General features: G+C 47.6%; 25 protein-coding genes. 14 read left to right on the top strand and 11 right to left on the bottom strand.

Features of this window, described 5'->3' with window-relative positions; all coding sequences use genetic code 11:
* Positions 1 to 541 precede the first annotated feature (541 nt).
* Positions 542 to 2,032, bottom strand: a complete 1,491-nt coding sequence (locus D9Y29_RS20780; RefSeq protein ID WP_127131875.1) for an LptF/LptG family permease — start codon at positions 2,030 to 2,032, stop codon at positions 542 to 544.
* A 24-nt stretch (positions 2,033 to 2,056) separates the two neighbouring features.
* On the opposite strand from D9Y29_RS20780, the gene D9Y29_RS20775 reads away from it, so the two are divergent.
* Positions 2,057 to 2,668 carry a hypothetical protein gene (locus D9Y29_RS20775; RefSeq protein WP_127131873.1) on the top strand — a complete coding sequence of 204 codons (612 nt, stop codon included), beginning with the start codon at positions 2,057 to 2,059 and terminating at the stop codon, positions 2,666 to 2,668.
* On the opposite strand, the gene D9Y29_RS20770 is transcribed toward D9Y29_RS20775, so the two are convergent.
* Positions 2,665 to 3,045 (bottom strand): START-like domain-containing protein, encoded by a 381-nt coding sequence (locus D9Y29_RS20770; protein WP_127131871.1) that lies wholly within the window; start codon positions 3,043 to 3,045, stop codon positions 2,665 to 2,667. The genes D9Y29_RS20775 and D9Y29_RS20770 overlap by 4 nt on opposite strands.
* A gap of 320 nt (positions 3,046 to 3,365) precedes the next feature.
* Between D9Y29_RS20770 and D9Y29_RS20765 the strand changes: the two genes are divergently transcribed.
* From D9Y29_RS20765 to rimM, 4 genes are all read left to right on the top strand, one after another.
* Positions 3,366 to 4,235, top strand: a complete 870-nt coding sequence (locus D9Y29_RS20765) for a sigma-70 family RNA polymerase sigma factor (protein WP_127131869.1) — start codon at positions 3,366 to 3,368, stop codon at positions 4,233 to 4,235.
* A 150-nt stretch (positions 4,236 to 4,385) separates the two neighbouring features.
* Positions 4,386 to 5,705 (top strand): signal recognition particle protein, encoded by a 1,320-nt coding sequence (ffh, locus tag D9Y29_RS20760; RefSeq protein ID WP_127131867.1) that lies wholly within the window; start codon positions 4,386 to 4,388, stop codon positions 5,703 to 5,705.
* A 153-nt stretch (positions 5,706 to 5,858) separates the two neighbouring features.
* On the top strand, positions 5,859 to 6,284 hold the full coding sequence (rpsP, locus tag D9Y29_RS27120) for a 30S ribosomal protein S16 (RefSeq protein ID WP_127131865.1): 426 nt from the start codon (positions 5,859 to 5,861) through the stop codon (positions 6,282 to 6,284).
* Between the two features lie 86 nt (positions 6,285 to 6,370).
* Positions 6,371 to 6,886, top strand: a complete 516-nt coding sequence (rimM, locus tag D9Y29_RS20750) for a ribosome maturation factor RimM (protein ID WP_127131863.1) — start codon at positions 6,371 to 6,373, stop codon at positions 6,884 to 6,886.
* Here the strand turns inward: rimM and D9Y29_RS20745 are convergent, their stop codons facing one another.
* Both D9Y29_RS20745 and D9Y29_RS20740 read right to left on the bottom strand, forming a co-directional pair.
* The gene (locus D9Y29_RS20745; RefSeq protein WP_127131860.1) at positions 6,887 to 7,585 is read right to left on the bottom strand and encodes a LytR/AlgR family response regulator transcription factor; all 699 of its coding nucleotides are present in this window, start codon (positions 7,583 to 7,585) and stop codon (positions 6,887 to 6,889) included.
* A gap of 24 nt (positions 7,586 to 7,609) precedes the next feature.
* Positions 7,610 to 8,758, bottom strand: coding sequence for a sensor histidine kinase (locus D9Y29_RS20740; RefSeq protein ID WP_127131858.1), 1,149 nt, complete (start codon positions 8,756 to 8,758; stop codon positions 7,610 to 7,612).
* Between the two features lie 183 nt (positions 8,759 to 8,941).
* Here D9Y29_RS20740 and D9Y29_RS20735 point away from each other — a divergent pair, with 183 nt between their 5' ends.
* The gene (locus D9Y29_RS20735) at positions 8,942 to 11,080 is read left to right on the top strand and encodes an outer membrane beta-barrel family protein (RefSeq protein ID WP_164735503.1); all 2,139 of its coding nucleotides are present in this window, start codon (positions 8,942 to 8,944) and stop codon (positions 11,078 to 11,080) included.
* Between the two features lie 120 nt (positions 11,081 to 11,200).
* Here the strand turns inward: D9Y29_RS20735 and D9Y29_RS20730 are convergent, their stop codons facing one another.
* Positions 11,201 to 11,791, bottom strand: coding sequence for a DinB family protein (locus D9Y29_RS20730; protein WP_127131854.1), 591 nt, complete (start codon positions 11,789 to 11,791; stop codon positions 11,201 to 11,203).
* A 140-nt stretch (positions 11,792 to 11,931) separates the two neighbouring features.
* Positions 11,932 to 12,519, bottom strand: a complete 588-nt coding sequence (locus D9Y29_RS20725; protein WP_127131852.1) for a Crp/Fnr family transcriptional regulator — start codon at positions 12,517 to 12,519, stop codon at positions 11,932 to 11,934.
* Between the two features lie 45 nt (positions 12,520 to 12,564).
* On the opposite strand from D9Y29_RS20725, the gene dinB reads away from it, so the two are divergent.
* The 3 genes from dinB to D9Y29_RS20710 all read left to right on the top strand — a co-directional run bounded on the left by dinB (position 12,565) and on the right by D9Y29_RS20710 (position 15,955).
* On the top strand, positions 12,565 to 13,764 hold the full coding sequence (gene dinB / locus D9Y29_RS20720) for a DNA polymerase IV (RefSeq protein WP_127131850.1): 1,200 nt from the start codon (positions 12,565 to 12,567) through the stop codon (positions 13,762 to 13,764).
* A 126-nt stretch (positions 13,765 to 13,890) separates the two neighbouring features.
* Positions 13,891 to 14,526: a peroxiredoxin gene (locus tag D9Y29_RS20715; protein ID WP_127131848.1), complete on the top strand. Its 636-nt coding sequence runs from the start codon at positions 13,891 to 13,893 to the stop codon at positions 14,524 to 14,526.
* 154 nt (positions 14,527 to 14,680) lie between these two features.
* Positions 14,681 to 15,955, top strand: a complete 1,275-nt coding sequence (locus D9Y29_RS20710) for a metal-dependent hydrolase family protein (RefSeq protein WP_127131846.1) — start codon at positions 14,681 to 14,683, stop codon at positions 15,953 to 15,955.
* 134 nt (positions 15,956 to 16,089) lie between these two features.
* Here the strand turns inward: D9Y29_RS20710 and D9Y29_RS20705 are convergent, their stop codons facing one another.
* From D9Y29_RS20705 to rlmN, 3 genes are read right to left on the bottom strand one after another with little or no spacing between them, the layout of a single operon-like run.
* Positions 16,090 to 16,812 (bottom strand): RluA family pseudouridine synthase, encoded by a 723-nt coding sequence (locus D9Y29_RS20705; RefSeq protein ID WP_127131844.1) that lies wholly within the window; start codon positions 16,810 to 16,812, stop codon positions 16,090 to 16,092.
* A complete protein-coding gene (locus tag D9Y29_RS20700; RefSeq protein WP_241238000.1) occupies positions 16,805 to 18,406 on the bottom strand; it encodes a pseudouridine synthase in 1,602 nt (533 codons plus the stop codon). The genes D9Y29_RS20705 and D9Y29_RS20700 overlap by 8 nt, the downstream gene beginning before the upstream one ends.
* Before the next feature lie 52 nt (positions 18,407 to 18,458).
* Positions 18,459 to 19,520, bottom strand: a complete 1,062-nt coding sequence (gene rlmN / locus D9Y29_RS20695) for a dual-specificity RNA methyltransferase RlmN (protein ID WP_127131842.1) — start codon at positions 19,518 to 19,520, stop codon at positions 18,459 to 18,461.
* Between the two features lie 87 nt (positions 19,521 to 19,607).
* On the opposite strand from rlmN, the gene D9Y29_RS20690 reads away from it, so the two are divergent.
* Complete coding sequence (locus D9Y29_RS20690; RefSeq protein ID WP_127131840.1) at positions 19,608 to 20,804, top strand: thiolase family protein; 1,197 nt, start codon at positions 19,608 to 19,610, stop codon at positions 20,802 to 20,804.
* Between the two features lie 181 nt (positions 20,805 to 20,985).
* The gene (locus tag D9Y29_RS20685; protein ID WP_164735502.1) at positions 20,986 to 21,456 is read left to right on the top strand and encodes a DinB family protein; all 471 of its coding nucleotides are present in this window, start codon (positions 20,986 to 20,988) and stop codon (positions 21,454 to 21,456) included.
* 141 nt (positions 21,457 to 21,597) lie between these two features.
* On the opposite strand, the gene hisS is transcribed toward D9Y29_RS20685, so the two are convergent.
* Together hisS and D9Y29_RS20675 are read right to left on the bottom strand one after the other, a co-directional pair.
* Positions 21,598 to 22,962 carry a histidine--tRNA ligase gene (hisS, locus tag D9Y29_RS20680; RefSeq protein WP_127131836.1) on the bottom strand — a complete coding sequence of 455 codons (1,365 nt, stop codon included), beginning with the start codon at positions 22,960 to 22,962 and terminating at the stop codon, positions 21,598 to 21,600.
* Positions 22,963 to 22,972: 10 nt separating this feature from the next.
* A complete protein-coding gene (locus D9Y29_RS20675) occupies positions 22,973 to 23,446 on the bottom strand; it encodes a low molecular weight protein-tyrosine-phosphatase (RefSeq protein ID WP_127131834.1) in 474 nt (157 codons plus the stop codon).
* A 137-nt stretch (positions 23,447 to 23,583) separates the two neighbouring features.
* Here D9Y29_RS20675 and D9Y29_RS20670 point away from each other — a divergent pair, with 137 nt between their 5' ends.
* From D9Y29_RS20670 to D9Y29_RS20660, 3 genes are all read left to right on the top strand, one after another.
* Positions 23,584 to 24,111: a hypothetical protein gene (locus D9Y29_RS20670; protein WP_127131832.1), complete on the top strand. Its 528-nt coding sequence runs from the start codon at positions 23,584 to 23,586 to the stop codon at positions 24,109 to 24,111.
* 327 nt (positions 24,112 to 24,438) lie between these two features.
* Positions 24,439 to 24,675, top strand: coding sequence for a hypothetical protein (locus tag D9Y29_RS20665; RefSeq protein ID WP_127131830.1), 237 nt, complete (start codon positions 24,439 to 24,441; stop codon positions 24,673 to 24,675).
* A 13-nt stretch (positions 24,676 to 24,688) separates the two neighbouring features.
* Positions 24,689 to 25,624 (top strand): PstS family phosphate ABC transporter substrate-binding protein, encoded by a 936-nt coding sequence (locus tag D9Y29_RS20660; protein WP_127131828.1) that lies wholly within the window; start codon positions 24,689 to 24,691, stop codon positions 25,622 to 25,624.
* Position 25,625 lies beyond the last annotated feature (1 nt).

Here is a 25,625-nt window from a genome sequence, read left to right as displayed (position 1 = left end):
GGCGAGAGGTAGTTGCTGTTCGAGTGGGTGGGCGAATTCCGGCATGCGTTTATTCCGGGTGAATCGTGACGATGTTTCGGTTGCTTTATCGTAATGTTGGTGCAGCTGATGATTGATGATTTCGGTTGGTGAATGAATGATGATGTTGTAGCTAAACTGATGTCAAATGGAGTAATGATTCTTATATTTTCAAGTGGCGAAATGAAACGAGTCTGCTTGAATGAGATTAAGAATTCAAGCGCTGTTGGTTGATTGTTTAGCAATTCTAAATTCAGAAAAATGATTGCGTCAATCAGTGATGAATTGAAAGATATTTATCTGGAGATGATAATAGAAGTGAAGGATGTTCCTGCGTAAAAAAATGCTGCACCTGCATCGTGATGGAGCAAAGGTGATATGAAAAGCCCGGCCTTGAAAACATAAGCGAAGAAGCCCAAAAGAATTACCATAGCCCAATCTCTCCTCCCCACAGCTCAAAATTCATTCTCCCGCGCTGGTTTGTTTTCCAGGCGGCGTTCATATCCCTTTGCGACAAAAAAGATCAGGCTGCATCTTCATCAGAAGCAGAAGCAGGAACATTAGTTGCCAGCTGTGGTTTCGGTTTCTTGATCCTGGCAATCATCTTTCTAACGCCCCTGAACAACCGATAATAGAACTCCTTGTTGAAAAGCTGTGAATCATGCAGTGCTTTGTAAATGAGGAACATGCCAATCGGCACCAGCACGAAAGTGGCCATCCACATGCCTCCCAGCGGCGTCAGCACATCTTCCTTCACGAATTTCTTACCGAAGTTGTTCAGCAAAAAGAAGATCACAAAGAAGATCACTGCAAACACAACAGGTGTTCCGATCCCGCCCTTGCGCACGATGGAGCCCAGCGGCGCACCGATCAGGAAGAGCACCAGCACGGCAAGCGACATAGTGATCTTCTCATGCCAGGTCATGAGGTGGAGACGAAGGTCTTTACGCTTGTTCTCATATTCGATGGAACTGCCTTCCACAGCGGATTTCATGGAGCTGGCATAGGATGAGGCCATGTCAACCACGGAGCTGCGGAGACTGTCCGGAATGAGTTGGGCGAATGATTTTATGGAATCCGGAACGGGCGCGGCTTTCACTTTGGTCCAGCCGGTATCGATATATTTGTTGAAAGTGAGGTATACCTGGAGGTCGCTGCGCGTGCGGTCTTCCACTTTTTTTGTATCGCGCTCCAGTGAGTCGATCACAACGCTGAGTTGGCGAACGTTCAGCATTTCGTAACGGTTGCGGTAAACGCTGTCTGATGTTTGGTTGAAGGCGAGTGCGCTGAGGTCCAGGATCTTTTTATATTCCTTGAAGCCGAGACGTGTGAACTGTGTATTGGTGGTATTGCGGTTGCCTTCTTCCTGGTAGCGCCATCCGTCCTGGAGTTTGAATTCGAGGAACATCTTGTCCGGCGTTACTTTCATAACGCCGCGGCGTGCTGCGATCATATTGTCCTGAAGCTGTGTTCTGGCTTCTTCATAGATGATCACATTGTGAAGGATCGAGTCCTGTTCTTTCTTTCCCACTTTCATGGCGAAGCCGGGAATGGTAGTATAGAAAACACCTTCTTTGAGATCGAAGGCAGGTTTTTTATTGATGAGGTCTGAGTGCAGGGTTCTCATCTTGAGGTTGGCTACCGGTATCACATAGTTGTTGAAGAGGAAGGCCAGGATAGAAAGAAAGGCGGCAACCATCAGCAAGGGGCGCATGAAGCGCATGAGGCCGATACCGGCTGATTTGATGGCCACCAGTTCGAATGTTTCACCGAGGTTTCCGAAGGTCATGATACTGCTGAGCAGTACGGCGAGTGGGAGGGCGAGGGGGACGAGGGTGGCGCTGAGATAGGTGATGAGGCGCAGCATTACGAAGCCATCGATCCCTTTACCAACGAAATCGTCTATCCATAACCAAAAAAATTGAAGGATCAGCACAAAGAGTGTGAGGAAAAAGGTGGCGATAAAGGGGCCTATAAATGCCCTGAGTACAAGTATATCCAGTTTTTTGATCACAATACTGCTAGTTACCTTTAATACATGAATCCAACAAAAATACAGCTTTCGGAAGATGAATTGGCATTCGTTCAAAATGCTCAATTGCTTTTAACAAAGAATGCCATTATTAATAAGGCAGTGGAGGCGATGGGGGAGATGCATGTATTGATACAGCGGCTTATGAAAGAGCTGGGACCGCCATTACCGGCAGAAGTGCTGGCTTCTTCAGCGAAGATATCAAAGGGAGAAAAATATGAGGGATTGCCCTGGGTGATGCTGGATTACCCGAGGTATTTTGGAAAGGATGCAGTGTTTGCAGTGAGAACGATGTTCTGGTGGGGGAATTTTTTCAGTATCACATTACACCTGAGCGGAGTGTATAAACAACAGTTCAGGGAAGTGCTGCTGCGGAACAGGATGTTGCTGCAGGAATGCAATTTTTATTTATGTGTAGGAGAAGATGAGTGGCGGCACGACTTTTCCCCTACCAATTATGTATCACTTGACCGCCTGAGTGAACAAGCAGTTGAAGACATACTTTCGGTTACTGATTTCTGTAAGTTGTCTGTGAGAATACCGCTGCAGATGTGGAATCTGTCTGTGAATACGGCGGATACCCTGTACCGCGCCATATTCAATGCACTCATGGCTTAGTTGCCAAGGCGATGGAACAAATCTTTCACCTGATAACCCCATAACTGACTTTGATCTTTCACTTCACTTTTATCAGCAAAGTCTTTTATCACAAGGATCGTTTGGTTGGTCACTTCTGATTTCTCGATGCGGAATTCAAAATATTCATCGGTTGGTGCATGCAGCCAGTGGAAGCGAATGAATTTGTCTTCTTCACTCTCTGTAACTTCTGCTTTATCTATTGAACCATTCCAGGAAAAGCTGAATACATTATCGCGCTCGTCCACTTTATCTGCAAACCACTCCTGCAAACCGGCTGGCGTACTGAGGAATTCGTATAAAATGGAAGGAGAACATCTTACCGGATACTCTAACGTAAATTGTTGTTTCTTACTCATCTACTCCTTTTATTGAACTTTTTATAAAACCTGTGTTGCAATAATAGAAAAATAATATAACCCTAAAAATTTTTTTGTTGGAGGCGCCGTTAAAGATAGGGAAAGATAACATTGGCGAGAAAAAGTTTAAAGCTGCTGGAAACCAGTTGTTTAGAATTCTTTTTTTTGGAAAATGATCCTGAATTGGTTAAATTGCTTCAGCAGGCATTTTACAAGTTGACGATCAAAATATAAGAAAACCGGCATTGTTACGTTTTTCTCATGGATACCAGGCAACCTTTAAACCTTAAAAACCCTTTAAACGACCTCAACCTATGAGTATGCGTCAACTCAAGATCACGAAATCAATTACGAATCGTGAATCTCAGAGCCTTGAGAAATACCTGCAGGAAATCGGAAAAGTTGAATTGATCAGCCCTGAAGAGGAAGTGCGTCTCGCCCGTAGAATCAAACAGGGCGATCAGTCTGCACTTGACAAACTGACCAAAGCCAATCTCCGCTTCGTAGTCTCCGTGGCAAAGCAGTATCAGAACCAGGGCCTCTCCCTTCCAGATCTTATCAACGAGGGCAATCTCGGCCTCATCAAAGCAGCACAGCGATTTGATGAAACCCGCGGCTTTAAATTCATCTCCTATGCCGTGTGGTGGATCCGCCAAAGTATTTTACAGGCGCTGGCTGAACAAAGCCGTATCGTTCGTCTCCCACTCAACAAAGTTGGTTTGACCAACAAGATCCAGAAAGCATTCTCCCAACTCGAACAGGAATTTGAGCGCGAGCCCAGTCCTGAAGAACTGGCCGAATTGCTGGAGCTGGAAACCGAAGAAGTGTCTGCCACACTCGGTATCGCCGCCAGGCATGTAAGCATGGATACGCCACTATCTGAAGGGGAAGACAATACCCTGGTGGATGTGCTGGTCAATCCTAATGCCGAGTATGCCAATGCCAATATCGAGCACAGGGAAAGCCTTAAACAGGAAATCGAGCGGTCCATGAAAATGCTGACCGAGCGGCAGAAAGAGGTGATCTGCTATTTCTTCGGCCTCGGGGTGGACCATCCAATGAGCCTGGAAGATATTGGCGACAAATTCAACCTCACCCGTGAACGCGTGAGGCAGATCAAAGACAAGGCTATCACCAAGTTGCGAACCAATTCACGTTCAAAAGCCCTCCGTAGCTACCTGGGCGTATAACCCGTAAAATTGTAATTATACCCGAAAGAAACTTTACACTTCATAATCTTACTGTAAATTTGCCCGCTGAAAATAAAGTCATTGCGGGGTCTGTACTGTCCCTGGTTGGACGGCCGGCCCCGCGATTCCTTTTTAGAAAATTGAAAAAACATGTTCCAGAATCTTACAGAGCGGTTAGAATCGGCCTTTAAACAGATCAAGGGTGAAGGCAGGATCACCGAGTTGAATATCGCTGCAACGGTGAAGGATATACGCCGTGCACTGGTGGATGCCGACGTCAACTATAAAATTGCGAAGGAGTTTACCGATAAGATCAAGGATGAGGCCATGGGCCAGAAAGTGATCACTGCCGTTAGCCCCGGACAGCTGATGGTGAAGATCGTGAAAGATGAGCTGGTGGCGCTTATGGGCGGTACCGAGAGTGAGTTGCAGTCAAAAGGCAACCCCGCTGTGATCCTCATCGCAGGTCTGCAGGGTTCCGGTAAAACCACTTTCAGTGCCAAACTGGCCAATTACCTCAGGACCAAAAAAGGACTGAATCCATTACTGGTGGCTGCAGATATCTACCGCCCTGCGGCGATCGACCAGCTGAAAGTATTGGGTGAGCAGATCGGCGTGGATGTATACAGTGAACCGGAAAACAAGAATGCCGTTCAGATCGCAGAGAATGCGGTGAAAGAGGCAAGGAGCAGAAATAAGAACGTGCTCATCATCGATACAGCCGGCCGTTTGGCCGTAGACGAGCAGATGATGACCGAAGTGGCCAATGTGAAAAGCGCTGTGAAACCGAATGAGATCCTCTTTGTGGTGGACTCCATGACCGGTCAGGACGCTGTAAATACAGCCAAAGCCTTCAATGATCGCCTGGACTTTACCGGTGTGGTACTCACCAAGCTGGACGGTGATACGCGCGGTGGCGCGGCCCTTTCCATCAAATACACGGTGGAAAAGCCCATCAAGTTCGTGAGCAGTGGTGAAAAGATGGATACCCTGGATGTGTTCTATCCCGAACGTATGGCGCAGCGTATCCTGGGCATGGGTGATATCACCACCCTGGTAGAAAAGGCTCAGGCCCAGTTCGATGAAGAGCAGGCAAAGAGGCTGGAGAAGAAGATCCGTAAGAATCAGTTCGACCTGTCCGACTTCAAACAGCAACTGGAGCAGATCAAGAAAATGGGAAATATCAAGGACCTCTTAGGTATGATCCCCGGTGTTGGAAAGGCTGTAAAAGACATAGATATCTCCGATGACGCTTTCAAAGGCATTGAAGCGCTGATCAATAGTATGACCCCTGAAGAGAGGGCCAACCCCGATATTCTGGATGCCCGTCGCAAGACGCGCATTGCCAAAGGAGCAGGAAAAAGCATGGATGAACTCAATGGTTTTCTGAAGCAATTTGAGCAGATGAAAAACATGATGAAAATGATGAATAAAATGCCTATGGGCCGCATGGGGCTTGGCCGGCGTTGATTTTCCGACGAATGTAAATTTTTTATGTCCTGCTGACTTTTATATACAAATTGTATTAAATTTGGCAAAGTCAGTGCGATTGTTACCTTTGCAATCCTTGACATTTTTTAAATTGTAACCCTATTTGTTCACGCATTTAAATGTCTATTTAAAATGCCAGTAAAAATCAGACTGCAACGACATGGGTCTAAGAAAAGACCATTCTATTTCATCGTAGTAGCCGACGCGCGCTCACCCAGAGATGGTAAATTCATTCAGAAGCTCGGTACTTACAATCCTCTTACAGTTCCTGCAAGTGTTCAACTGGATCGCCAGAAGGCGCTTGATTGGCTGCACAAAGGTGCTCAGCCTACAGATACTGTTCGCAGGATCCTTTCTTTCAAAGGAGTGCTTTATCTGAAACACCTGCTGCGTGGTGTTAAGCTCGGTCTGTTCGATGATGCTGCTGCTATGGAGAAATTCCAGGTTTGGCATTCAGAGCATGAGGCGCAACTGAAAAAGCGCCAGGAAGCTAATGCCAGAGATCGTCGTCCTCGTCGCCCGATGGCTCCCACCGGTCCGAAGAGAAGCGAGTCTTAATTAGCGCATGGAATTAAGCTATTAAATCCCGGTGAATCTTTCATCGGGATTTTTTGTCACTACTCACTAACTTGCACGCGTACACTATGACCAATTACAACAGTATAGGAAAATTAGCAGCCACTTTCGGAGTGAAGGGAGAACTGGTGCTGGTCCACCACCTGGGCCAGAAAACTGCCCTCAAAGGCGTTCCGGCCATCTTCATCGAAATCAAACGCGATGAACTGCTCCCATACTTTGTAGAAGAGGCACGCGTGAAAAACGAGACCGAACTCTTCATCAAACTCGAAGGCATCAACTCCAAAGAAGAGGCCCGCAACTTTCTCCAGAAACAGGTATGGTTACCCGAAGGAACTGTTCAGCAGTTCACCAACAAGACCGCACCTATTTCTTATCTCGGCTTCCATATCATAGACAACGGCACCGATATCGGCGAGATCCTGGAAGTGATAGAACAACCTCACCAGCTCCTCTGCCGCATTGATCTGGATGGCAAGGAAGCACTCATTCCGATGCACCCGGAAACTTTACTGAAAGTTGACAAGAAGAAAAAAGAAGTGCATGTTCAACTGCCGGATGGCCTGCTGGATATTTTCAGGTAATCAGGATTTGAACTTCTCCGCAACTATATCCCGGTAATTGATGCTAACCGGCACCACTGCATTGTTGGTGAGCACCAGCTCCTCTGGCTTCAGCATCCGGATGGCTTTCAGCGCCACCATAAAGGATTTATGGGTCCTCACAAATTGATTGGCCGGTAAAGATTCTTCCAGCTTTTTCATCGTGATATGCACCAGGTAGGTTTTCTCATTGGTCACAATCTTCATATAGTCCTTCGATGCTTCGATATAAAGGATCTGGTTGTGTTGCACACGGATGAGCCCATCTTTTTCCTTAATCACCAGTGCGCCTGTCTCTTCCTGTTTTTCCGAAGTATTACCACCCGCCCCGATCAGGGCTTTCGCTTTTTCCACGGCTTTGGCAAAGCGTTCCGGTGAGAATGGCTTCAGCAGGTAATCCACCGCATTCAATTCATAACTCTCCAGCGCATGATCGGAATAGGCAGTTGTGAAGATCACTTTGGGCGGGTTATTGAGCGTTTTTAGAAAATTGATACCATTCACCAGTGGCATCTCGATGTCCAGGAAAATTAGGTCAACGCTTTGCTGCTCCAGTTTGGCAAAAGCTTCCAGTGCATTGCGGCATTTGGCCACCAGTACCAGTCCTGGTGTTTGCAGGATATAAGCCTCCAGGATCTGGTGGGCCATCAGTTCATCGTCGCAGATCAGGCATTTGATCATAAGTTTTTCGGGTATGCTTAAGGTTTATGAGACAGTTGATAACAAGATATCGATATTTACTTCGTATTGGTCCTCTTCTTTTTTGATACTCATCTTATGCCGGTTAGGATAAATGAGTTCCAATCTTTTCTGCACATTCTGAATACCGATGCCGCCATAGTTTGTTCCTTCCTTCGCATGTGGAATGGTGGCTTGCAGCGTTTGTGGAGGCAGTACATCATTCACGAGATGGAAATGAAGCCGCCCGTCTTTCAATTCCAACGAGCCATGAATGTAGCCGTTTTCAGTAACGCGGTGCGCACCATGTTTGAAGCTGTTCTCGATAAACTGGATGAACAGCAAGGGTACGATCTGCTGCCCACCGGCATTTCCTTTTATTAAGAATGAAATATCTGCTTCGGGATATCTCGCTTTTTCCATGGCCACATAGTTTTCGATAAAAGCAATGTCTTTTTCCAATGACACGAAATGTTGCTGGCAATCATACAAAATATACCGCATCATTTCCGAAAGCCGGAGAATGTAAGAAGGGGTGTCTTTATTACCGGTAAGGCTCATGCCGTAAATACTGTTGAGCGTATTGAACAGGAAATGGGGATGCAGCTGGGCTTTCAGGGATTCCAGTTGCAATACCAGGTTATCACGCTCCAGCAGGAATTTCTTTTTTTCATTTTCGAATGCATAGCGCATGAAGGCTACTGACATGAAAGCGAGCAGGTCAGTCAATAAAGTATTGGGCGCCCATCCGAAAAGATACCTGAGCTTATCTGATGCAATGGCATGTTGTTGCTGATAGTAGAGTCCCAGGTCACCGGAAGGGTGCAATGCCTGGAAGATCCAGGTCACCAGCCAGTTGTTGAGCTTCAGCAGTATCCAGAAATACAGGATGATAGTCAGCACCAGGAATCCATAACGTTTTGCCAGCAACAGTTTCGGAGCGATGATCCTGTAAAATGGAATAGTGTACAAGGTCATAGCAATGGAATAGATGATCAGTTGCGGCCAGGGAAAATTATCGAAATGTGGATTGGGAAGATGGCCCTGATCCAGGAAAAAAGAATATTTATACAGGCAAACATAGATCAGCCAAACCATAAGCTCAAAGACCAGCGGGAACCGGCTGCGTTGGGTAGTGGTGATTGCGTTCATATTGAGTTTGATGTTGACCGGCAAGACTACAATTTAAGCTGCTTGCACCGGGTCCGTTTCGACAAGATCGGAAATTCCTTCGACGAAATCCGTACCGTTCAATTTCGCAGAGCGGCAACACCTGCTTGCCGAAGCTGCCTTTTCCCCGCGGGGCCGGCATAGTAGGTTTGCTTCATGATCAACACAATCAAAATAAAACAAACGCATATGAGGACCTTTACCATCATATTAGCCCTGTCCATTTTTTCACTGGCAACAAATGCACAAAGCCAGGATAGCAGCAAACCTGTTGCAAAGAATTTATCTGCCGTAACCGTTACCGCCGCCAAACCTTTCGTTTCACAGAAAGGCGACAAAGTGGTGCTGAATATTGCGGGCAGCCCCATCGCTGCCAGCAGCAATGCCTGGGAGGTGATCAAACGCGGTCCTGGTATCATCGATCAGAATGGAGCGCTTTCCTTCCGTGGAAAGAAGATTGTGGTGCTGCTGGATGGCCACCTCAGTCATCTCGAAGGAGAGGAGCTCCGTAATTTCCTCGGCAGCATGCCGGCCAATACCATCAGTACAGTTGAACTGATCTCCAATCCGCCAGCACGATATGACGCTACCGGTGGCGCCGTGATCAATATCGTTACCACCAAGAGCCTGAAATTCGGTACAAATGGAACGCTTACTGCCGGAGCAGGCGCCGGACGCTATGGGCGTTATAATCTTGGCGGCTCACTCAATTATCGTAATCAACAGATCAATGCCTGGGGTAGTTACGATTATCGTTACACGAAAACATACAGCGATGCTTTCACCAGCCGTGCGCTTACTTCAAAAGACCGTCTCCTCGATAATACCCATCGCGTGGGAGAGAACAGCAGTCATTTCCTGAAAGCCGGACTGGAATACAGTATCGACCCTAAACATACTATTGGCCTGATGGTGAAAGGCGGCATTGCCATCAATGAAGCTGGATCTTTCAATCATTCATCTATAACCGATTCAGTTGTAACTACCGGTCGCAACGCGTATTCCCGCATCAGCACACCTTCCGTAAATCTTTTTTACAGATGGGCCATCAATGCGAAAGGCGCTTCCCTGTCTGTGAATGCAGATCATTTTGTGTACGATAAAAAATGGAATGATGATTTCATCACACGCTATTATGATACAAAAGGGGAAGAATGTCAAACTCCCTATGACCTGCGTGATCAGTCGCCGGCCACCAACAGGGTGCAATCCATTTCCATCGATTATGCATTGCCCACCAAATTTGCCAGGATTGAAACAGGATTGAGATCCACTTTCACCAGAACTGACAATGATGTTTTGTGGGAAGAGATGTTGAGCAACAAATGGATCACCGACAGTAGCCGTACCAATCATTTCATCTACCAGGAAAATATTTACGCTGCTTATGTGAACGCGGGGAAGCAAATGGGAAAATACAGTGTACAGGCCGGTTTGCGCGTGGAAGAAACAGAAACGAGAGGTAATCTGGTTACCTGGAACAAAAAGAGCAGCCGGGATTATTTCAATGTATTTCCTACAGTGAACATTGCTTACACCGCTGATGAAAAGAATGAGTTGAGCCTGAGCTATCGTAAGAGCATCCGGCGATTCAAATTTGACGTGGTGAATCCTTTTATCGTTTTCCGTTCCCAGTACAGTTATTATGAGGGCAACCCTGAGATCAGGCCGAGTATTGCACATGCAATTGAGATATCGCACAGTTTTAAGAACGAGTTGTTCAGTTCCATCGGTTACACACATTATATGGATGCCTTGTCTGAAGTGTATCGCCCTGGTGCATTGCCTGGTTCCGTGATCAGTCGGTCTGAGAATCTTGGTACCGGAGATATGCTGAATGCCACTGTATCGCATTCCATTTCCTGGCTGCGCAAAAAATGGAATATCACCAATACAGTGAATGCGATGTATTGCAAATACAATACGGCTGATCCGGATCAGAATGAAGGTATTGTCACTGCCAATATCACCAGCCAGCATATGTTGTTGTTGCCGAAAGGTTTCAAGGCTGAGCTGTTCGGCTCTTATACCAGCCCGATGATAATCGGCGCATACCGTATCAACTCTGTATTCACGATGGATGCGGGTGTAAGTAAATCATTGTTCAACAACCAGGCAACGGTGGTCCTGAATGTTTCCGATCTGTTCAATACCAATGTATCGGTATTTGATGTGAAAGGATTTGGCGTGAGCTCTTACAACCGCAACAAGATGGAGAGCCGCTTTGTGAAACTTGCCTTCACCTGGAGGTTTGGCAATAAAAATGTAAAAGTGAACAGCGGTCGCAGAAGCGGAGTGGAAGTGGAATCAAGAAGGATGGGAGAGTGATAGCTGTGCAGGAGAACTACTGGAAGTTCAGCGTGCCGGCAGTCGCTCGCGTCCCCGCGAGTGACTTTTATTCCGTCGCCTCCGGCGACACAGTGTTCGCCGGAGGCGAACAAACATAAGTCACTCGCGGGGACGCGAGCGACTGCCGGCACCCAGAGTAATCAGAATATTGCTGATCTGTACAAAATGTCTTTGATGATGCGCGATGAAGAACCTGAAAGTATCACCTAATTTCAGTTTGATGAATGATGCAATTGAAATAGGGATACGTATCTTACCAAGTGGAACTTTTTTCGCTTTTTCCAATAACACCAACAGTTCTTCTTCCTGTTTCAGAAACTCATTCAGAACGGTATGACTATCTAAGTCAACAGAAGGTATATGGTTTTTGAAAGCCTTCATTTTGTTTTTGATCATTCCGTTCTTGTCTGGCAGCATTGAATTGGCGAAGTAATTACCGAGGAACCCGGGTTTATAGGAAGGTTCATAACCGGCGGATGATTCCACTATCGCCTTTTTGATCCGCGGAAGATAGTACCGGCCATAAGTATTCAGATGCTCAATAACCTGAACCACGGTCCATTTGCCGGGCGCCGGTGCCTGCAGCAGCACTTCCGGGTCCTGCTGTTGCAGTTGACGGAGGCTGAGAATGATCTGTCTTGTATCGTTTTCCAGTAGTTCGAGGGTGTTGGAGCTGTTCAGTTTTTTCATTTTTCTCTTATTTACAGCAAAGCTAGAAAGGGGCGGTTCGGAAAATCTTGGTCTGCACCAAGATTTTGAAAGGAGCTTCGCCGGAGGCGAAGAAATATAAGTCACTCGCCGGAGGCGAGCGACAGGCACACGCTGAGTAATTATTCGATGCGGACAGTGCTCAGCAATTTACTGAATGTGCTGGCATCGATGCCGAGATAGGAGGCGAGGTATTTGTGAGGAATGATTTGTAGAACATGAGGGCTGCGTTTGAGGAGGATGCGAAATTTTTCTTCGGCGCTGAATTTCAGCAATTCCACCTGGCGTTCGAGTACTCCGGAAAGTGCAAAGGCAGTGGCTTTCAATATCCATGCCATCAGTTCGGGATGTTTATCGGTCAACTGTCTTACCTGCTGGTGCGAGGTCCGCAGCATTTTGCTACTGGTAAGCGTTTCGAAGAAAAATCGACTGGGCGTTTGCGTTAGAAAGCTGTCTGCTACTCCTGCAAAGGAATAGGGATAGGTGAAAACGATGGTGGCGTCCGGATGATGATCGTCCATATGAAAAGCGCGCTGCACGCCGTCCAGTACAAAGTAGAGATGACGTTCCGTTTCTCCGGCAATGGTGAGTACTGTCTTACGTTTGAACTCAACGGTTTGCCAGATCCGGGCGAAAGGTTCCCAAACATGGTCCGGCAGGGACTGCATGGCAAAAACATGCTGTTTAAGTATCTCGATATTGTTTTCCAATTCAACAAAAATAAACATTTCACTATTGCGTAACTTGCAGTAGAAATGGGAAAATCACCACAAAGGATCATTGCGCACTTCGATCTCGATGCGTTCTTCGTATCGGTGGAATGCCTGCTGGACCCCACCCTCAAAGGCAAGCCGATCCTGGTAGGCGGTCGTGAGCGGGGAGTGGTGGCTGCCTGTTCCTATGAGGCCCGTAAATTCGGCATCCATTCGGCTATGCCCATGAAAACGGCCATGCGGCTTTGTCCACAAGCCATCGTTGTAAAAGGCCACCGGGGCGAATACAGCAAATATTCCCGCATCGTTACCAATATCATTGCCGGTAAGGCGCCGCTTTTCGAGAAAGCCAGTATCGACGAGTTCTATCTCGATCTCACCGGAATGGATAAATACTTTCAGCCCTACCAGTGGACAATCGACCTCCGCCAGGAGATCATCGATACCACCGGTCTTCCCATCTCCTTCGGACTGGGCTCCAACAAAATGATCGCCAAGATCGCCACCGATGCCGCCAAACCGAATGGTTATCTTTTTATCCCTTTCGGTCGTGAAAAGGATTTCTTGTCGCCCCTCACCGTGAACAAGATCCATGGCGTGGGAAAGCAGACCTGGCAATCCCTGCAGGCCATCGGCATCACCACTATCAAAGATCTCAGTGAAACGCCCATAGAGCTCCTGGAAAAGCGTTTCGGCAAATATGGAGGGGATCTGTGGTGGAAGAGCCAGGGCGTCCATAATGGCGAGGTAACGCCTTATCATGAGGCCAAGAGCATTTCCACAGAGAACACTTTCGAGGAGAATATCACGGACGTCAGCAGGCTGGAGGCCGAGCTGGTGCATATGACAGAGAAAGTAGCGTACGAACTGCGGCAGGACAATAAAATGGCTGGCTGCATCACCGTGAAGATCCGCTACCCTGATTTTGAGACCACATCCCGCCAGACGAGCATCGATTACACTTTTTATGACGATGAGCTGCTGCCCCAGGCCCGTGACCTCTTCCACAAACTCTGGAGGAAAGGCACTCCCGTGCGGCTCCTGGGTGTTCGCCTCAGCGAACTCACCGGCGAAGCTGTGCAGACCAATCTTTTCAGCAATGTGGAGCGAAAGACCGAACTCTATAAAGCCATCGACGATGTAAAGAACCGCTTTGGGAAAAACGCCATCTCCAAGGCCACCGGAGCCAATGGAAACAAGCCCCAGCGCTCCGATCCGCATCTCCCCGGCCGCCCGGAGTAATCTAATAATTCTTACCTTTTGACAGCAAATTCGAGAATTAACAAATTAGTCTACTTTTTTGGTAGGATATCAGTATCTTCGTTACCCTTCTGCTAACAGATTTTAATAACCATAAATGTTTGAATTATGAGTTTAAGATTAGGAGACATAGCTCCCAACTTCAAGGCAAAGACTACTGCCGGTGACCTGGACTTCTATGAATACCTCGGCAACGGCTGGGGCATCCTCTTTTCTCACCCCGCCGACTATACGCCTGTGTGTACAACCGAACTGGGAAAGACTGCACTGCTGCAGGAGGAATTTGCAAAACGCAATGTAAAAGTACTGGCTGTGAGTGTTGATCCGCTTGACAAACACTTTGGCTGGGTTAAAGATATCAACGAAACGCAGCACTGTAACGTGGGCTTTCCCATCATCGCTGATGAGAGCCGCGAAGTAGCAGGGCTGTACGATATGATCCACCCCAACGCATCAGAAACTTTCACTGTTCGTTCTCTTTTTGTGATCGGGCCTGATAAGAAAGTGAAACTGATGATCACTTACCCCGCTTCTACCGGAAGGAATTTCTACGAAGTACTGCGCGTGGTTGACTCTCTGCAACTGACCGCCAACTACAGCGTAGCAACGCCTGCCGACTGGAAAAATGGTGAGAATGTAATTGTGGTGCCTGCAGTTTCTACTGAAGATGCCATCAAGAAATTCCCCAAAGGAGTTGATGTGGTAAAACCGTACCTGCGCTACACACCGCAGCCTAACTTGTAATTGTTATAACTGTAACAACAACAATCAGGCTGTAGTTCCGTAGCTTTTAATATTCAGGGTCCCTTGCATTTGATGCAGGGGATTTTTGTTTGAACGGGCATAGGATTTCTCCCTGCAATTAGTATCTTAAGGGAACAAACCAATCTTCTGCTACATGAGAAAGCTGTTTCTACTTTTCCTGTTTTTCATTCCTGTATTATTGTTTGCGCAGCGCACGCTCTTACATTGTGGCCGGCTGATAGATGTAAAGAATGGTTCAGTGCGTACTGAACAGACCATCATCGTTGAAGGGAATAAGATCTCGGATATACAAAAGGGTTATGTTGCCGGAACCGGTGCTGATATTGTGATGGATCTGAAGCGGTCCACGGTGATGCCGGGTTTGATCGATTGTCATGTACACATGGAGCATGAGACCAATCCGAACCGTTACCTGGAAACTTTTACATTGAATCCTGCCGATTATGCTTTTCAGTCTGTGATGTTCAGTAATCGTACATTGATGGCTGGCTTTACATCTGTGCGTGATCTTGGTGGCAGTGGTGTAAACATTGCTTTGCGTAATGCTATCAATAAGAAATTAATTGTTGGTCCCCGTGTGTTCACGGCGGGTAAATCCATTGCCACTACCGGCGGGCATGCTGACCCAACCAATGGCTATCGCAAAGACCTGCAGGGAGATCCCGGCCCGGCAGCAGGCGTTGCCAATGGACCGGATGAATGTCGCAAAGCGGTTCGTCAGCGGTACAAGGATGGGTCAGACCTGATCAAGATCACAGCTTCCGGAGGTGTACTCAGCGTGGCGAAGAGTGGCGAGAACCCACAGTTCACGGAAGATGAAATAAAAGCAATTGTGGAAACCGCAAAGGATTATGGTTTCAAAGTGGCGGCTCATTGTCATGGTGCAGAGGCCATGAAACGCGCTGTGCGCGGCGGTGTGAACAGCATCGAACATGGAACGTATATGGATGATGAAGTGATTGCGTTGATGAAGCAGCATGGAACTTATTTGGTACCCACCATCATTGCCGGGAAGTCAGTAGCTGATTCCGCAAAGAAAACCGGGTATTATCCTGAACTGGTAACGCCCAAGGCGTTGGCCATCGGCCCTAAAATTCAGACCATGTTTGCCAAAGCCTATAAGGAAGGGGTGAAGATCGCCTTCGGCACAGATGCCGGCGTGTATGCGCATGGAAAGAACTGGATGGAGTTCGTTTATATGAATGAAGCGGGCATGCCGGTGATGAAAGCTATTCAGTCAGCCACGGTAAGTGCAGCTGACCTGTTGGGAGTGAGTGATCAGTTGGGCAGTATTGAGAAAGGTAAACTGGCCGATATCATTGCAGTGGAAGGCGATCCGGAACGCGATGTGAAGGTGATGGGTAAAGTGAGTTTTGTGATGAAAGATGGCGTGGTGTATAAGAAATAATCAGCGTGCAGGCAGTCGCTCGCCTCCGGCGAGTGACTTATTTTTGTTCGCCTCCGGCGAACACCGCGTCGCCGGAGGCGACTAAAAAACAATCACTCGCCGGAGGCGAGCGATTGGCGGCACCGAAACAAAATTTATTTTACTCTCTTCCTCAACTGCTGCAACAGCGCACGCATATCCTTCGGCATCTCCGCCTTCAGCGCATACTTCGTACCGTTAGGAGAGGTAAACCTTAGTTCTGCTGCATGCAAAGCCACCCTGTTCAGGATCGGGCGTTCTTCTTCTTCGTTTTTGGAGAGCTTGTAATCTTTTTTGATACTGGAGATCAGTACCGGTTTTCCATCGCCATAAGTTGGATCACAAATCAGCGGATGTCCCAGGAACTGCATGTGTACGCGGATCTGGTGTGTACGGCCAGTATGGATCTGGAACCTCACCAGTGAAAATTTCCCAAAATTCTCTTCCACTTTATAATCGGTGATGGAAGGTTTGCCTCTTCTGTGGATCAGCATTTCACCTCTTTTGGTGGTGCTTTCAGCAATTGGCTGATCGATGGTGCCTTCGGAAGAAGGCAATGTACCGGTAACGATGCCTTCATAGAATTTTTCCACCGTTCTGTCTTCGAATGCGATGGAGAGGAACTGATGGGCTTCTTCGTTCTTCGCAAAGATGATCACGCCGCTGGTATCCCTGTCGAGACGATGTACAACAAAGATATTCCCGTATTTCTCGCGGAGTAATTGTTTAAGACTCGTCTCTTTTCCTTCCCGGTCAGGGATGCTGAGCATTCCTGATGGTTTATTGATTGCTACAAAATGATCGTTCTCTTCGATAATGTCCAGTGAGATCTTAGCCACGGCGCGCAGGTTTGTTTTTGTTGGTGTAAGAAGCGTTGAGGTATTTGAGCAGGCGGACTTCCTTCTCGGTGAGGAGACGCCATTTGCCGCGGTCTACATTCTTCTTTGTGAGGTTGGCATACATTACTCGGTCCAGGTTGCGCACATCATAGCCCATATGCTCGAAGATGCGACGGACGATGCGGTTGCGGCCACTGTGGATCTCCATACCGATCACAGCTTTGTCTTTGCTATCTGCATATGCAAGCGCATCGGGCTGGATGAAGCCATCTTCCAGGTTCACACCGCCGATGATGCTGTCGAAATCTTTTTTGGTGAGTGGTTTATCGAGTGTTACTTCATAGATCTTTTTGATCTCGTAACTGGGGTGAGATAATTTCTGCGCCAGTTCTCCATCATTGGTGAGGAGGAGGACGCCGGTAGTATTGCGGTCCAGTCTTCCGATCGGGTATACGCGCTCGGTAGTGGCATTGCGGATGATATCCAGTACTGTTTTGCGGCCCTGCGGATCTTCTGTAGTAGTGATATAATCCTTGGGTTTGTTGAGCAGGATGTAAACGAGATTCCTTCTCACCGCTATCTTCTTTCCGTTCACTTTGATCTCGTCTTTGCCGGATACTTTGAAACCTGGTTCGGTAACTGTTGTTCCATTCACCACCACTTTGCCTGATCTTACAATATCGGCTGCATCCCTTCTGGAACATACGCCTGCATGCGCAATGAATTTATTGAGCGGCATAGACCCGGTATTCACGATAGCGGGTTTCTCAGGAGCTTCCTCTTTCTCTACCGCGATCTTCTTCCGTGAAGTGCCCGGAGCATTCCTGGCAGACTTCTCGGTTTGAGGACCTGCGCCTTCGATACGGCTGGAAAAATTTGATTTTGGTTTCGAAGTTTTTTCGGTTGCGCCTTCACGTTTCTTGAATGCAGGTTTTTCTGTTCTGTCGAAACGATAAGGTTTGGCATCATCTTGTGCAGAACCTTCTTCGCTCTTGTTAAACGGCTTCTTATCGGTGAAACGTGTATTCTTGAAACGGGGCGACTGCTGCTCCTGATCTTTCGGTGCAGCAGGCATTTCTTTCTTGAAACCTTTTGTCTTCTCTTCAAAAGCAGCTGCATCGCGGCTCATCGCTTTGTAACCACCGGCTTTCTTGAAAGCGCGCGGACCTAAGCCGCTGCTTTTTTTGAAGCCTCCTTTCTTTTTGAATCCGCCGCGTGCATCACCTTGCTGACTACGGTCATCACGATCATTGCTTTTGAAAGAGCCCTTACCTTTTGAAGCGCCTTTGAAGGAACGATTGCCGGCATCATTCTTTTTGAATGGGCGGCCACCACGTTCATTCTTATCTTCTGATTTGGAAATTTTCTTTTTTTCGATCCTGTCGGCGCCTTCATTGCCGCGCGATCCCCATTTGGCTTTACTGGTTGTGTTACCGGCAGCTCTTGACTGTTTTGCCTCTTCTTTCTTTTTAGCAAAATATTCCTGGGTCTCTTTGCGCATGGCTTTCTTTTCCTGGCGGATGCGCTCTTTTTTGATGGATCCTTTTTCTTCCGTCTGGATGAATTTCTTGAATCCGTTTGGTTGTTTTTTCATAATAGTGCATTGCTGTTTTTCAACAGTAATTAAAAAAATATAGAGAGAAATATTAACCTACCTGTACTTCCTTATTGGCTAACTGACCGCAGGCAGCATCGATATCTTTACCACGGCTCCGGCGTAACCTTGCATTGACGCGGTGTTTTTCCAAATACTGCATGAAAGCCTGTACTGCATTCTCATCGGGCTTCATGAAAGCGGCTTTGTCGATGGGATTGTATTCTATGATATTCACGAGGTCTGCAGGAACCTGCCTGTAGATCCTGATCAGTTCATCCGCATCTTTCAGAGAATCGTTGAAGTCTTTGAAAAGGATGTATTCAAAAGTGATCTCGTTGCCGGTTGCCTTGTAAAAGAAATTCATGGCGTCGATCAATGCTTTGAGATTGTTGGTCTCATTGATCGGCATGATCTCATTCCTTTTCTGGTCGTTGGCCGCGTGGAGCGACAAAGCGAGTTTGAAACGGACCTGGTCTTCACCCAGCTGACGGATCATCTTCGCTACACCGGCAGTAGACACAGTGATGCGGCGGGGGCTCATGGCCAGTCCGCCATTCGGATCTGTGATCTTTTCGATGGCTTTGAGCACGTTCTTGTAATTCAACAGCGGCTCGCCCATTCCCATGAATACGATATTGGTGAGTTTCTTGTTGTATACGCGCTCGGACTGCTGGTTGATCAGCACCACTTCGTCATAGATCTCGTCGTAGTCAAGGTTGCGTTTGCGCTCCATGTAACCGGTAGCGCAGAATTTGCAACTGAGGGAACAACCGATCTGTGAGCTCACGCAAGCTGTTTTGCGTTCGTCAGTGGGGATCAGAACGCCTTCCACGGCATGTCCGTCAACGGTCTTGAACCTTGATTTCACTGTACCGTCCGCGGAATACTGAGTGGCGCCCACGCTAAGGGAAGGAAGGGAGAAATGATCAGCGAGTTTCTGACGGAGCTCTTTGCTGAGGTTGGTCATGGCCTCGAAACTATGGGCATGTTTTTGCCAAATCCATTCGTACACCTGTCCGGTGCGGAACTTCTTCTCGCCGAGTTCCTCAAAATACTTCTCCAACTCACTGAGGCTCAGATGCCTTATGTTCTTCTTCCCTGTGTTTGCCATCCTGCAAAGGTAGCATTGTTTTTGGTAACGGCAGGTCTGTATTGCAAGATGGGGCAAACCGCTATATTTGCTGCCTTAATAAGCTATATGAAGAAAGTTTATATCGTTGATGCAGTGAGAACGCCCATTGGAAAATATGGTGGCGCACTCAGTAGCATCAGGCCTGACGACCTGCTTGCCCATGTGCTCAGGACCCTCATCCAGCGTAATCCCGGGGTTGATGTGAATGCGATCGAAGATGTGATTGCCGGCGATGCCAACCAGGCAGGGGAGGATAACCGCGATGTGGCCCGCATGGCCGCTCTCCTTGCCGGTCTGCCCGTTTCTGTAGGTGGCAATACCGTAAACCGTCTCTGCGCTTCCGGATTGCAGGCCATTATGGATGCGGCACGCGCCGTGATGTGTGGTGAAGGTGAGCTCTACCTGGCGGGCGGCGTTGAAAGTATGACACGTGCGCCTTTCGTGATGGCCAAATCATCCGGCGCCTGGAGCCGCAATACCGAAATGTATGATACTACTATCGGATGGCGCTTCACCAATAAGAAACTCTCAGATATGCATCATCCTTACTCGATGGGTGAAACGGCAGAAAATGTTGCCAGGCAATGGAAGATCAGTCGTGAAGAACAGGATGCCTTCGCACTGGCGAGCCAGGATAAATATTTCGCTGCACTCGAAAGGGGCATCTGGCCTATCGAGATCGCAGGTGTGGAAGTATTGGGAGGAAAGAATGAAAAGATATTGTTCGAAGTGGATGAGCATCCGCGCAAATCAACTTTAGAAAAATTGCAAACCCTTCGTCCGGCTTTCGCGAAGGACGGTTCAGTAACAGCGGGCAATTCTTCCGGCATCAATGACGGGGCTGCTGCTGTATTGCTGGCGAGTGAAGACTCGCTGAAAAAATATGATCTTACACCGATGGCGCGCATTGTATCGATGGGGGTTGCGGGAGTGGATCCCGGCATCATGGGGATCGGCCCTGTGCCTGCATCGCAAAAGGCGCTGCAGCGGGCAGGCATCACCGTGAAAGATCTCGATCTGATTGAATTGAATGAGGCATTTGCTTCACAATCCCTTGCCTGTATCCGCGAGCTGGGGCTTGACCAAAGCAAAGTGAATGTGAATGGTGGCGCTATTGCCATCGGTCATCCGCTGGGTTGCAGCGGCGTGCGGATCACTACCACATTATTGCACGAAATGCAGCGCAGGGATATGCGGTATGGACTGGCTACGATGTGTGTGGGCGTAGGGCAGGGAGCCGCCATCGTATATGAAAAAGTGTAAAAAGATAATTTGAAAGATAATCGAAAGGCGGAGCGTAGACTTCGCCTTTTTTCTGGCATAATCTTTTCAACTGAATGTAAACGCTGATTGTTGGATCCCTTGCAAATCCTGTCCGGATGCGGCATTGCCGCGGATTCTTCAAATAATTTCAGTAACTTGAATGTCCTTAAAATTTGTTGTTATGCAGGAAGGATTACTCACACCCGCAATTGCCACAACCGTAACCCGATTGACCAGTCATGTGCTGGACATGCCGTTACGTGCGCGCGATCTCGCCCTGGATGAATGGCTGGCAAAGCCCAATCCCGCAAAATGGTCGAAGCTGGAAATTCTCGGTCACCTCGTTGACTCTGCCATCAACAACCTCAAACGCTTTACCGACGTACAGTATCTTCCTCAACCCTACAGGATCACACCTTATCAGCAGGATGATCTCGTTAGCATCAACGCGTATCAGCAGCTGCCCTTCGATCATATCCTCCAGATGTGGATCGGATTGAATCAGCAGATACTCTACGTGATTACCAATCTCCCGGCCGATAAGCTCAACTACCAGGTGATCATTCCTAACGGCGAAGTGAAAACGCTTGGCTGGTGGATCGATGATTATGCTGATCACATGGAGCATCATCTCCGGCAGATCTTCGGGTAAGAAGAGAATTTATTACTGATAACACAAAGAGCAGCACGCCTTGCGGTATGCTGCTCTTTGCTTTGGGCATCGCTCCATTAGGGAGGATCTTACTTAGATATTACTTATATGTTACTATGATATTCCTTAGATGATATAGCTCTACCCGAAAACATAACAGGCGGCATCAGCCATGGTAACTTTGAGCTGTGTGCCCTTGCGCAGGTCCTTGATAACCGCTTCACCGGCAGCCAGTTCCTGGGAGCCAATGATAATAGCATAAGGGATGCCTTTCTTTTCTGCATATTTGAATTGCTTATCAAATTTTGTGTTCTCGTGGAAGAGCTCACTGCGAATGCCGGCCAGCCTCAGTTCCTGCATGAGTTTGTATGCTGCTTTGCTTTCTGCTTCTCCGAGATTGAAGAGCAGTACCTGTGTGCCAACCTGAACATCGGGCGGGAAATGGTTCATTTCTTCCAGCACGTCATAGATCCGGTCAACGCCAAAGCTGATGCCTACACCCGGAATATTGGGAACGCCGAACAGGCCCGTAAGATCATCGTAACGGCCGCCGCCGCCGATGCTGCCCATCTTCACCTTTGGTGGAGCTTTCGCTTCAAAAATAATGCCGGTGTAATAGTTTAGGCCACGCGCCAAAGTGAAATCGATGATCAGCTCTTTTAGGTTAACCGTTTCCGTTACTGTACGCAATTCTTCGATCCCAAGCTTACCCTGTTCAATTCCTCCGAGCAATGTTTCGATGGCTTTCAGCTTTTCTTCATTACTGCCGCTGATGTGAAGGTATTGTTCGATGGTTTCGATCTGTTCCTGTTTCAATCCGCGCTCCACCAGTTCTTTCTTCACTCCATCCAGTCCGATCTTATCCAGCTTATCGATAGCGATGGTAATATTGATCATCTGGTCTGCGCCACCACAGCGTTCAGCCAGCGCCGTTAGTATCTTGCGGCTGTTGATGCGGAGTTCGTATCCTTTCAATCCCAGGTCCATGAACACCGTGTGATAGATATTCACAAGTTCCACTTCATTGAGAAGTGAGCGGCTGCCCACAACATCTGCATCACATTGCGTGAACTCACGGTAACGCCCACGTTGCGGGTTGTCTGCCCTCCAGACGGGTTGTATCTGGTAGCGCTTGAAAGGGAAGGTGAGCTGATTATGGTTCATCGCTACGTAACGTGCAAAGGGAATGGTAAGATCATATTTCAGTGCCCGTTCAGTCAGGTCTGCGGTGGTTTTGCCTTGCAGCACTTTCTCCAGGGCTGCGCGTGTTTTTTCTTCCTTGTCTTTATTGTCCAGTCCATTGTTGAGGATCTTGAAGATGAGTTTATCTCCTTCTTCTCCGTACTTGCCCATAAGGGTTTCGATATTTTCCATGGCCGGCGTTTCGAGTGGTTGAAAGCCGTATAGTTCAAATACGTTTCGAATGGTATTGAAGATATATTGTCTTTTGCGTACTACTTCCGGTCCGAAATCTCTTGTTCCCCGGGGAATTGAAGGTTTTGTCATTGTTGCTTTGTTACTGGTTGCGTTGAATGGGTGCGAACTGTTGAATGATCTGATCGCAGGCATTGCTGATGAGTTCGAAAACTTCGTGGTAGCCGGGTTCCTCCCCGTAGTAAGGATCAGGTACATCCAGCTGTTTGCCGGGATGGAGCGTATCCATGAGCAGTTGCACTTTGGAGGCCTCGTACTGGTTGCCGGCCATGCGTTTGATCTCGCGGAGCACATCGCCTGCAAGGGCGTAGATCATGTCATAATGTTTGAAATCATCAGCCCTGAAGCGCCTGGCTCGCTGGCAACTGATATCGATGCCGTTGAGGAGGGCCACTTTCTGACTGAGAGGATGGGGAGCATCGCCGATATGGTATCCATTGGTTCCGGCACTGTCAATTGTCCAGTCGAGCCCGGCTTCCTGCACTTTAAATTGCAGAATTCCTTCTGCCAGCGGGCTCCGGCAGATATTTCCCAAACAAACCATCAGGATTTTCATGGGTGCAAAGATACTGCGCGGATCGCAGACGTTCGCAATTGAGAATGATGCGAATATGGAAATGATGGTGGCGATGCATCATAGGGTTACGCGCGCGTTGTTCAAAACCCGATTTCATTATCCTAAACTGCTGAACGATGGAAGCAGAAAATGATTCGCAATCCGGTCACCTGGACCTGTTGTTTGAGCATCGCAATAAGGAATATGGCGCATATGCGTTGAGGAAAGCATACAATCGTCAGCTAATAAAAGGGTGTGTGGGGATGTGTTTGGTAGTAGTTCTTTGTATGGGAGGATATTATTGGTGGGGAGGGAAAGAGGTGATGGGTAAAATCGAGGTTAATGCTGATGACCTGATTACCTGCAGTTTTGCTCTTATTGAATTAGACACTGCATTTGAAGGGGAGTCAATAAAACCTGGTTTGGCCTGTATCAACCGCGGGATCGCGGTTCCGTTGATGGTGCCTGATTCAATAGCAGACAATGTCTACGCGGAATCAGAAGACCTGCCTGTTGTCAGGATTCGTGAAGAAATTCCTGGAATTATCAGATGTCCTATTCCACTTGAACCGCTACCCGAAGGAATTGGCACGGATGCTGCATCTAAGGATTCGGTTGAGCATGATCTTTTTTGGGGTTCATGTATTGAAACATCGCCGGAATAGGATGTACAACAATATACGTGCAATTCAGGGTAGATGCTGATGGTCAAATTACAGACATTGGTTTTCCCCGCCCGGTATTTGAGCCATATCAAACTGAGGTCCGGCGGGTATTGGAAGCGATGCCGAAATGGATACCCGGAACAAGAAATGGAAAACCTGTTCCGATGTATCAGGGACTGCCAATCATAATCTTACTTGTTGAGGAATAAGGGGCTAAGGTGCAACGAAAAACACAATACAGGTGTCGATTAAATTTTGAGTAAATTAACAATTGAAGACTTGGTTTGCTGGTAATTTCTTATCTTGCCCGAACCCATATAATTAAGGATGGCACAAGATTTTGACGATAAAAAAATGAAAGCGTATATCACGCGCAGATCGATAATGGATATTGGAATGGGTTTCATTTATGCTGTGATCGGCCTGATACTGGCTTTCAGCCAGCAACTTGGTTTCGCGCTGGAGTTTCCACCTGCACCTTTTTCCTACATATTCGGTGGATTGTGCCTGCTGTATGGCGGCTTCCGCATTTACAGAGGTATCAAAAAAAATTATTATCAATAGCCTGAGAAAACAAATGAACAAACAATTCTTTCAATATTTGAACAGGATGTTGTGGATGGTATTGGCACCGGCAATCCTGATGATGAGTGCCTGCGCTACAGGCGAGAAGAAAAGAGGATCAGGTGACACTACAACATCAGGAACCATACATATCAGTGCAGACGAGAGTTTCAAGCCGGTGATCGATTCACAGATCCAGGTATTCGAATCTCAAAACCCTGAAGCGAAAATCATTGTTCACTACAAACCGGAAGCAGAATGTCTGCGAGATCTTAATGTAGACAGTATCCGGATGGTGATCGTAACGCGCGGTCTTACGGAAGATGAAGCTAAAACAATGGCCGCACGTAACAGCTTCCAACCTGGCTGGGGCCCCCTGGCATTTGATGCTATCGCAGTACTGGTAAACAGCAAAAGCAAAGACACGCTTTTCACCATGCAGGATATACGCGGCATGGCTAAAGGTATCAGTGGATACAAGTATAAGGTATTGCTGGATGGAACTACCAGCACCTCTACTGTTCGCTTCCTGACGGACTCTCTGCTCAAAGGTCAGGCAATGGGCAAAAATGTTGTGGCCGCAAGCAGCAGCGAAGCAGTGATCGATTATGTATCCAATAATACTGATGCCATCGGACTGGTGGGTGTAAGCTGGGTCGGAAACAGGGAGGATTCTACCCAACTCAGCTTCCTGAAGAAGGTAAGGATCGCACAAATTGAGTGCAGGGGATGTAATGGCACGTATGTTGATCCTGTACAGTACAATATCGCAACCAACAGGTATCCGATGATCCGGACACTCTGGTACATTTTAAAGGAAAATTATGATGGATTAGGGAACGGGTTCACCAATTTCCTCATCTATGAAAAAGGACAAAGGATCTTCAGCAGGGCATATTTGTGGCCGGCACGTATGAATTTCGAGATCAGGAAAACCAATTTGGAGTAAT

Origin of the sequence: Pseudoflavitalea rhizosphaerae (assembly GCF_003991355.1) — a bacterium.
GTDB lineage: Bacteria > Bacteroidota > Bacteroidia > Chitinophagales > Chitinophagaceae > Pseudobacter > Pseudobacter rhizosphaerae.
The sequence above is the reverse complement of the archived record's forward strand: the minus strand, read 5'-3'. Positions and strand labels throughout refer to the sequence as shown.

Bases quoted from the DNA above. Each gene is read 5' to 3' on its own strand.
- D9Y29_RS20710 (WP_127131846.1), top strand. From the start codon at position 14,681: ATGAGAAAGCTGTTTCTACTTTTCCTGTTTTTCATTCCTGTATTATTG.
- D9Y29_RS20730 (WP_127131854.1), bottom strand. From the start codon at position 11,791: ATGAAAAAACTGAACAGCTCCAACACCCTCGAACTACTGGAAAACGAT.
- rlmN (WP_127131842.1), bottom strand. From the start codon at position 19,520: ATGGCAAACACAGGGAAGAAGAACATAAGGCATCTGAGCCTCAGTGAG.
- D9Y29_RS20735 (WP_164735503.1), top strand. From the start codon at position 8,942: ATGAGGACCTTTACCATCATATTAGCCCTGTCCATTTTTTCACTGGCA.
- D9Y29_RS20700 (WP_241238000.1), bottom strand. From the start codon at position 18,406: ATGAAAAAACAACCAAACGGATTCAAGAAATTCATCCAGACGGAAGAA.
- rimM (WP_127131863.1), top strand. From the start codon at position 6,371: ATGACCAATTACAACAGTATAGGAAAATTAGCAGCCACTTTCGGAGTG.
- D9Y29_RS20660 (WP_127131828.1), top strand. From the start codon at position 24,689: ATGAACAAACAATTCTTTCAATATTTGAACAGGATGTTGTGGATGGTA.
- ffh (WP_127131867.1), top strand. From the start codon at position 4,386: ATGTTCCAGAATCTTACAGAGCGGTTAGAATCGGCCTTTAAACAGATC.
- D9Y29_RS20675 (WP_127131834.1), bottom strand. From the start codon at position 23,446: ATGAAAATCCTGATGGTTTGTTTGGGAAATATCTGCCGGAGCCCGCTG.
- hisS (WP_127131836.1), bottom strand. From the start codon at position 22,962: ATGACAAAACCTTCAATTCCCCGGGGAACAAGAGATTTCGGACCGGAA.
- D9Y29_RS20775 (WP_127131873.1), top strand. From the start codon at position 2,057: ATGAATCCAACAAAAATACAGCTTTCGGAAGATGAATTGGCATTCGTT.
- D9Y29_RS20670 (WP_127131832.1), top strand. From the start codon at position 23,584: ATGGAAGCAGAAAATGATTCGCAATCCGGTCACCTGGACCTGTTGTTT.
- D9Y29_RS20685 (WP_164735502.1), top strand. From the start codon at position 20,986: ATGCAGGAAGGATTACTCACACCCGCAATTGCCACAACCGTAACCCGA.
- dinB (WP_127131850.1), top strand. From the start codon at position 12,565: ATGGGAAAATCACCACAAAGGATCATTGCGCACTTCGATCTCGATGCG.
- rpsP (WP_127131865.1), top strand. From the start codon at position 5,859: ATGCCAGTAAAAATCAGACTGCAACGACATGGGTCTAAGAAAAGACCA.
- D9Y29_RS20715 (WP_127131848.1), top strand. From the start codon at position 13,891: ATGAGTTTAAGATTAGGAGACATAGCTCCCAACTTCAAGGCAAAGACT.
- D9Y29_RS20770 (WP_127131871.1), bottom strand. From the start codon at position 3,045: ATGAGTAAGAAACAACAATTTACGTTAGAGTATCCGGTAAGATGTTCT.
- D9Y29_RS20665 (WP_127131830.1), top strand. From the start codon at position 24,439: ATGGCACAAGATTTTGACGATAAAAAAATGAAAGCGTATATCACGCGC.
- D9Y29_RS20765 (WP_127131869.1), top strand. From the start codon at position 3,366: ATGCGTCAACTCAAGATCACGAAATCAATTACGAATCGTGAATCTCAG.
- D9Y29_RS20745 (WP_127131860.1), bottom strand. From the start codon at position 7,585: ATGATCAAATGCCTGATCTGCGACGATGAACTGATGGCCCACCAGATC.
- D9Y29_RS20690 (WP_127131840.1), top strand. From the start codon at position 19,608: ATGAAGAAAGTTTATATCGTTGATGCAGTGAGAACGCCCATTGGAAAA.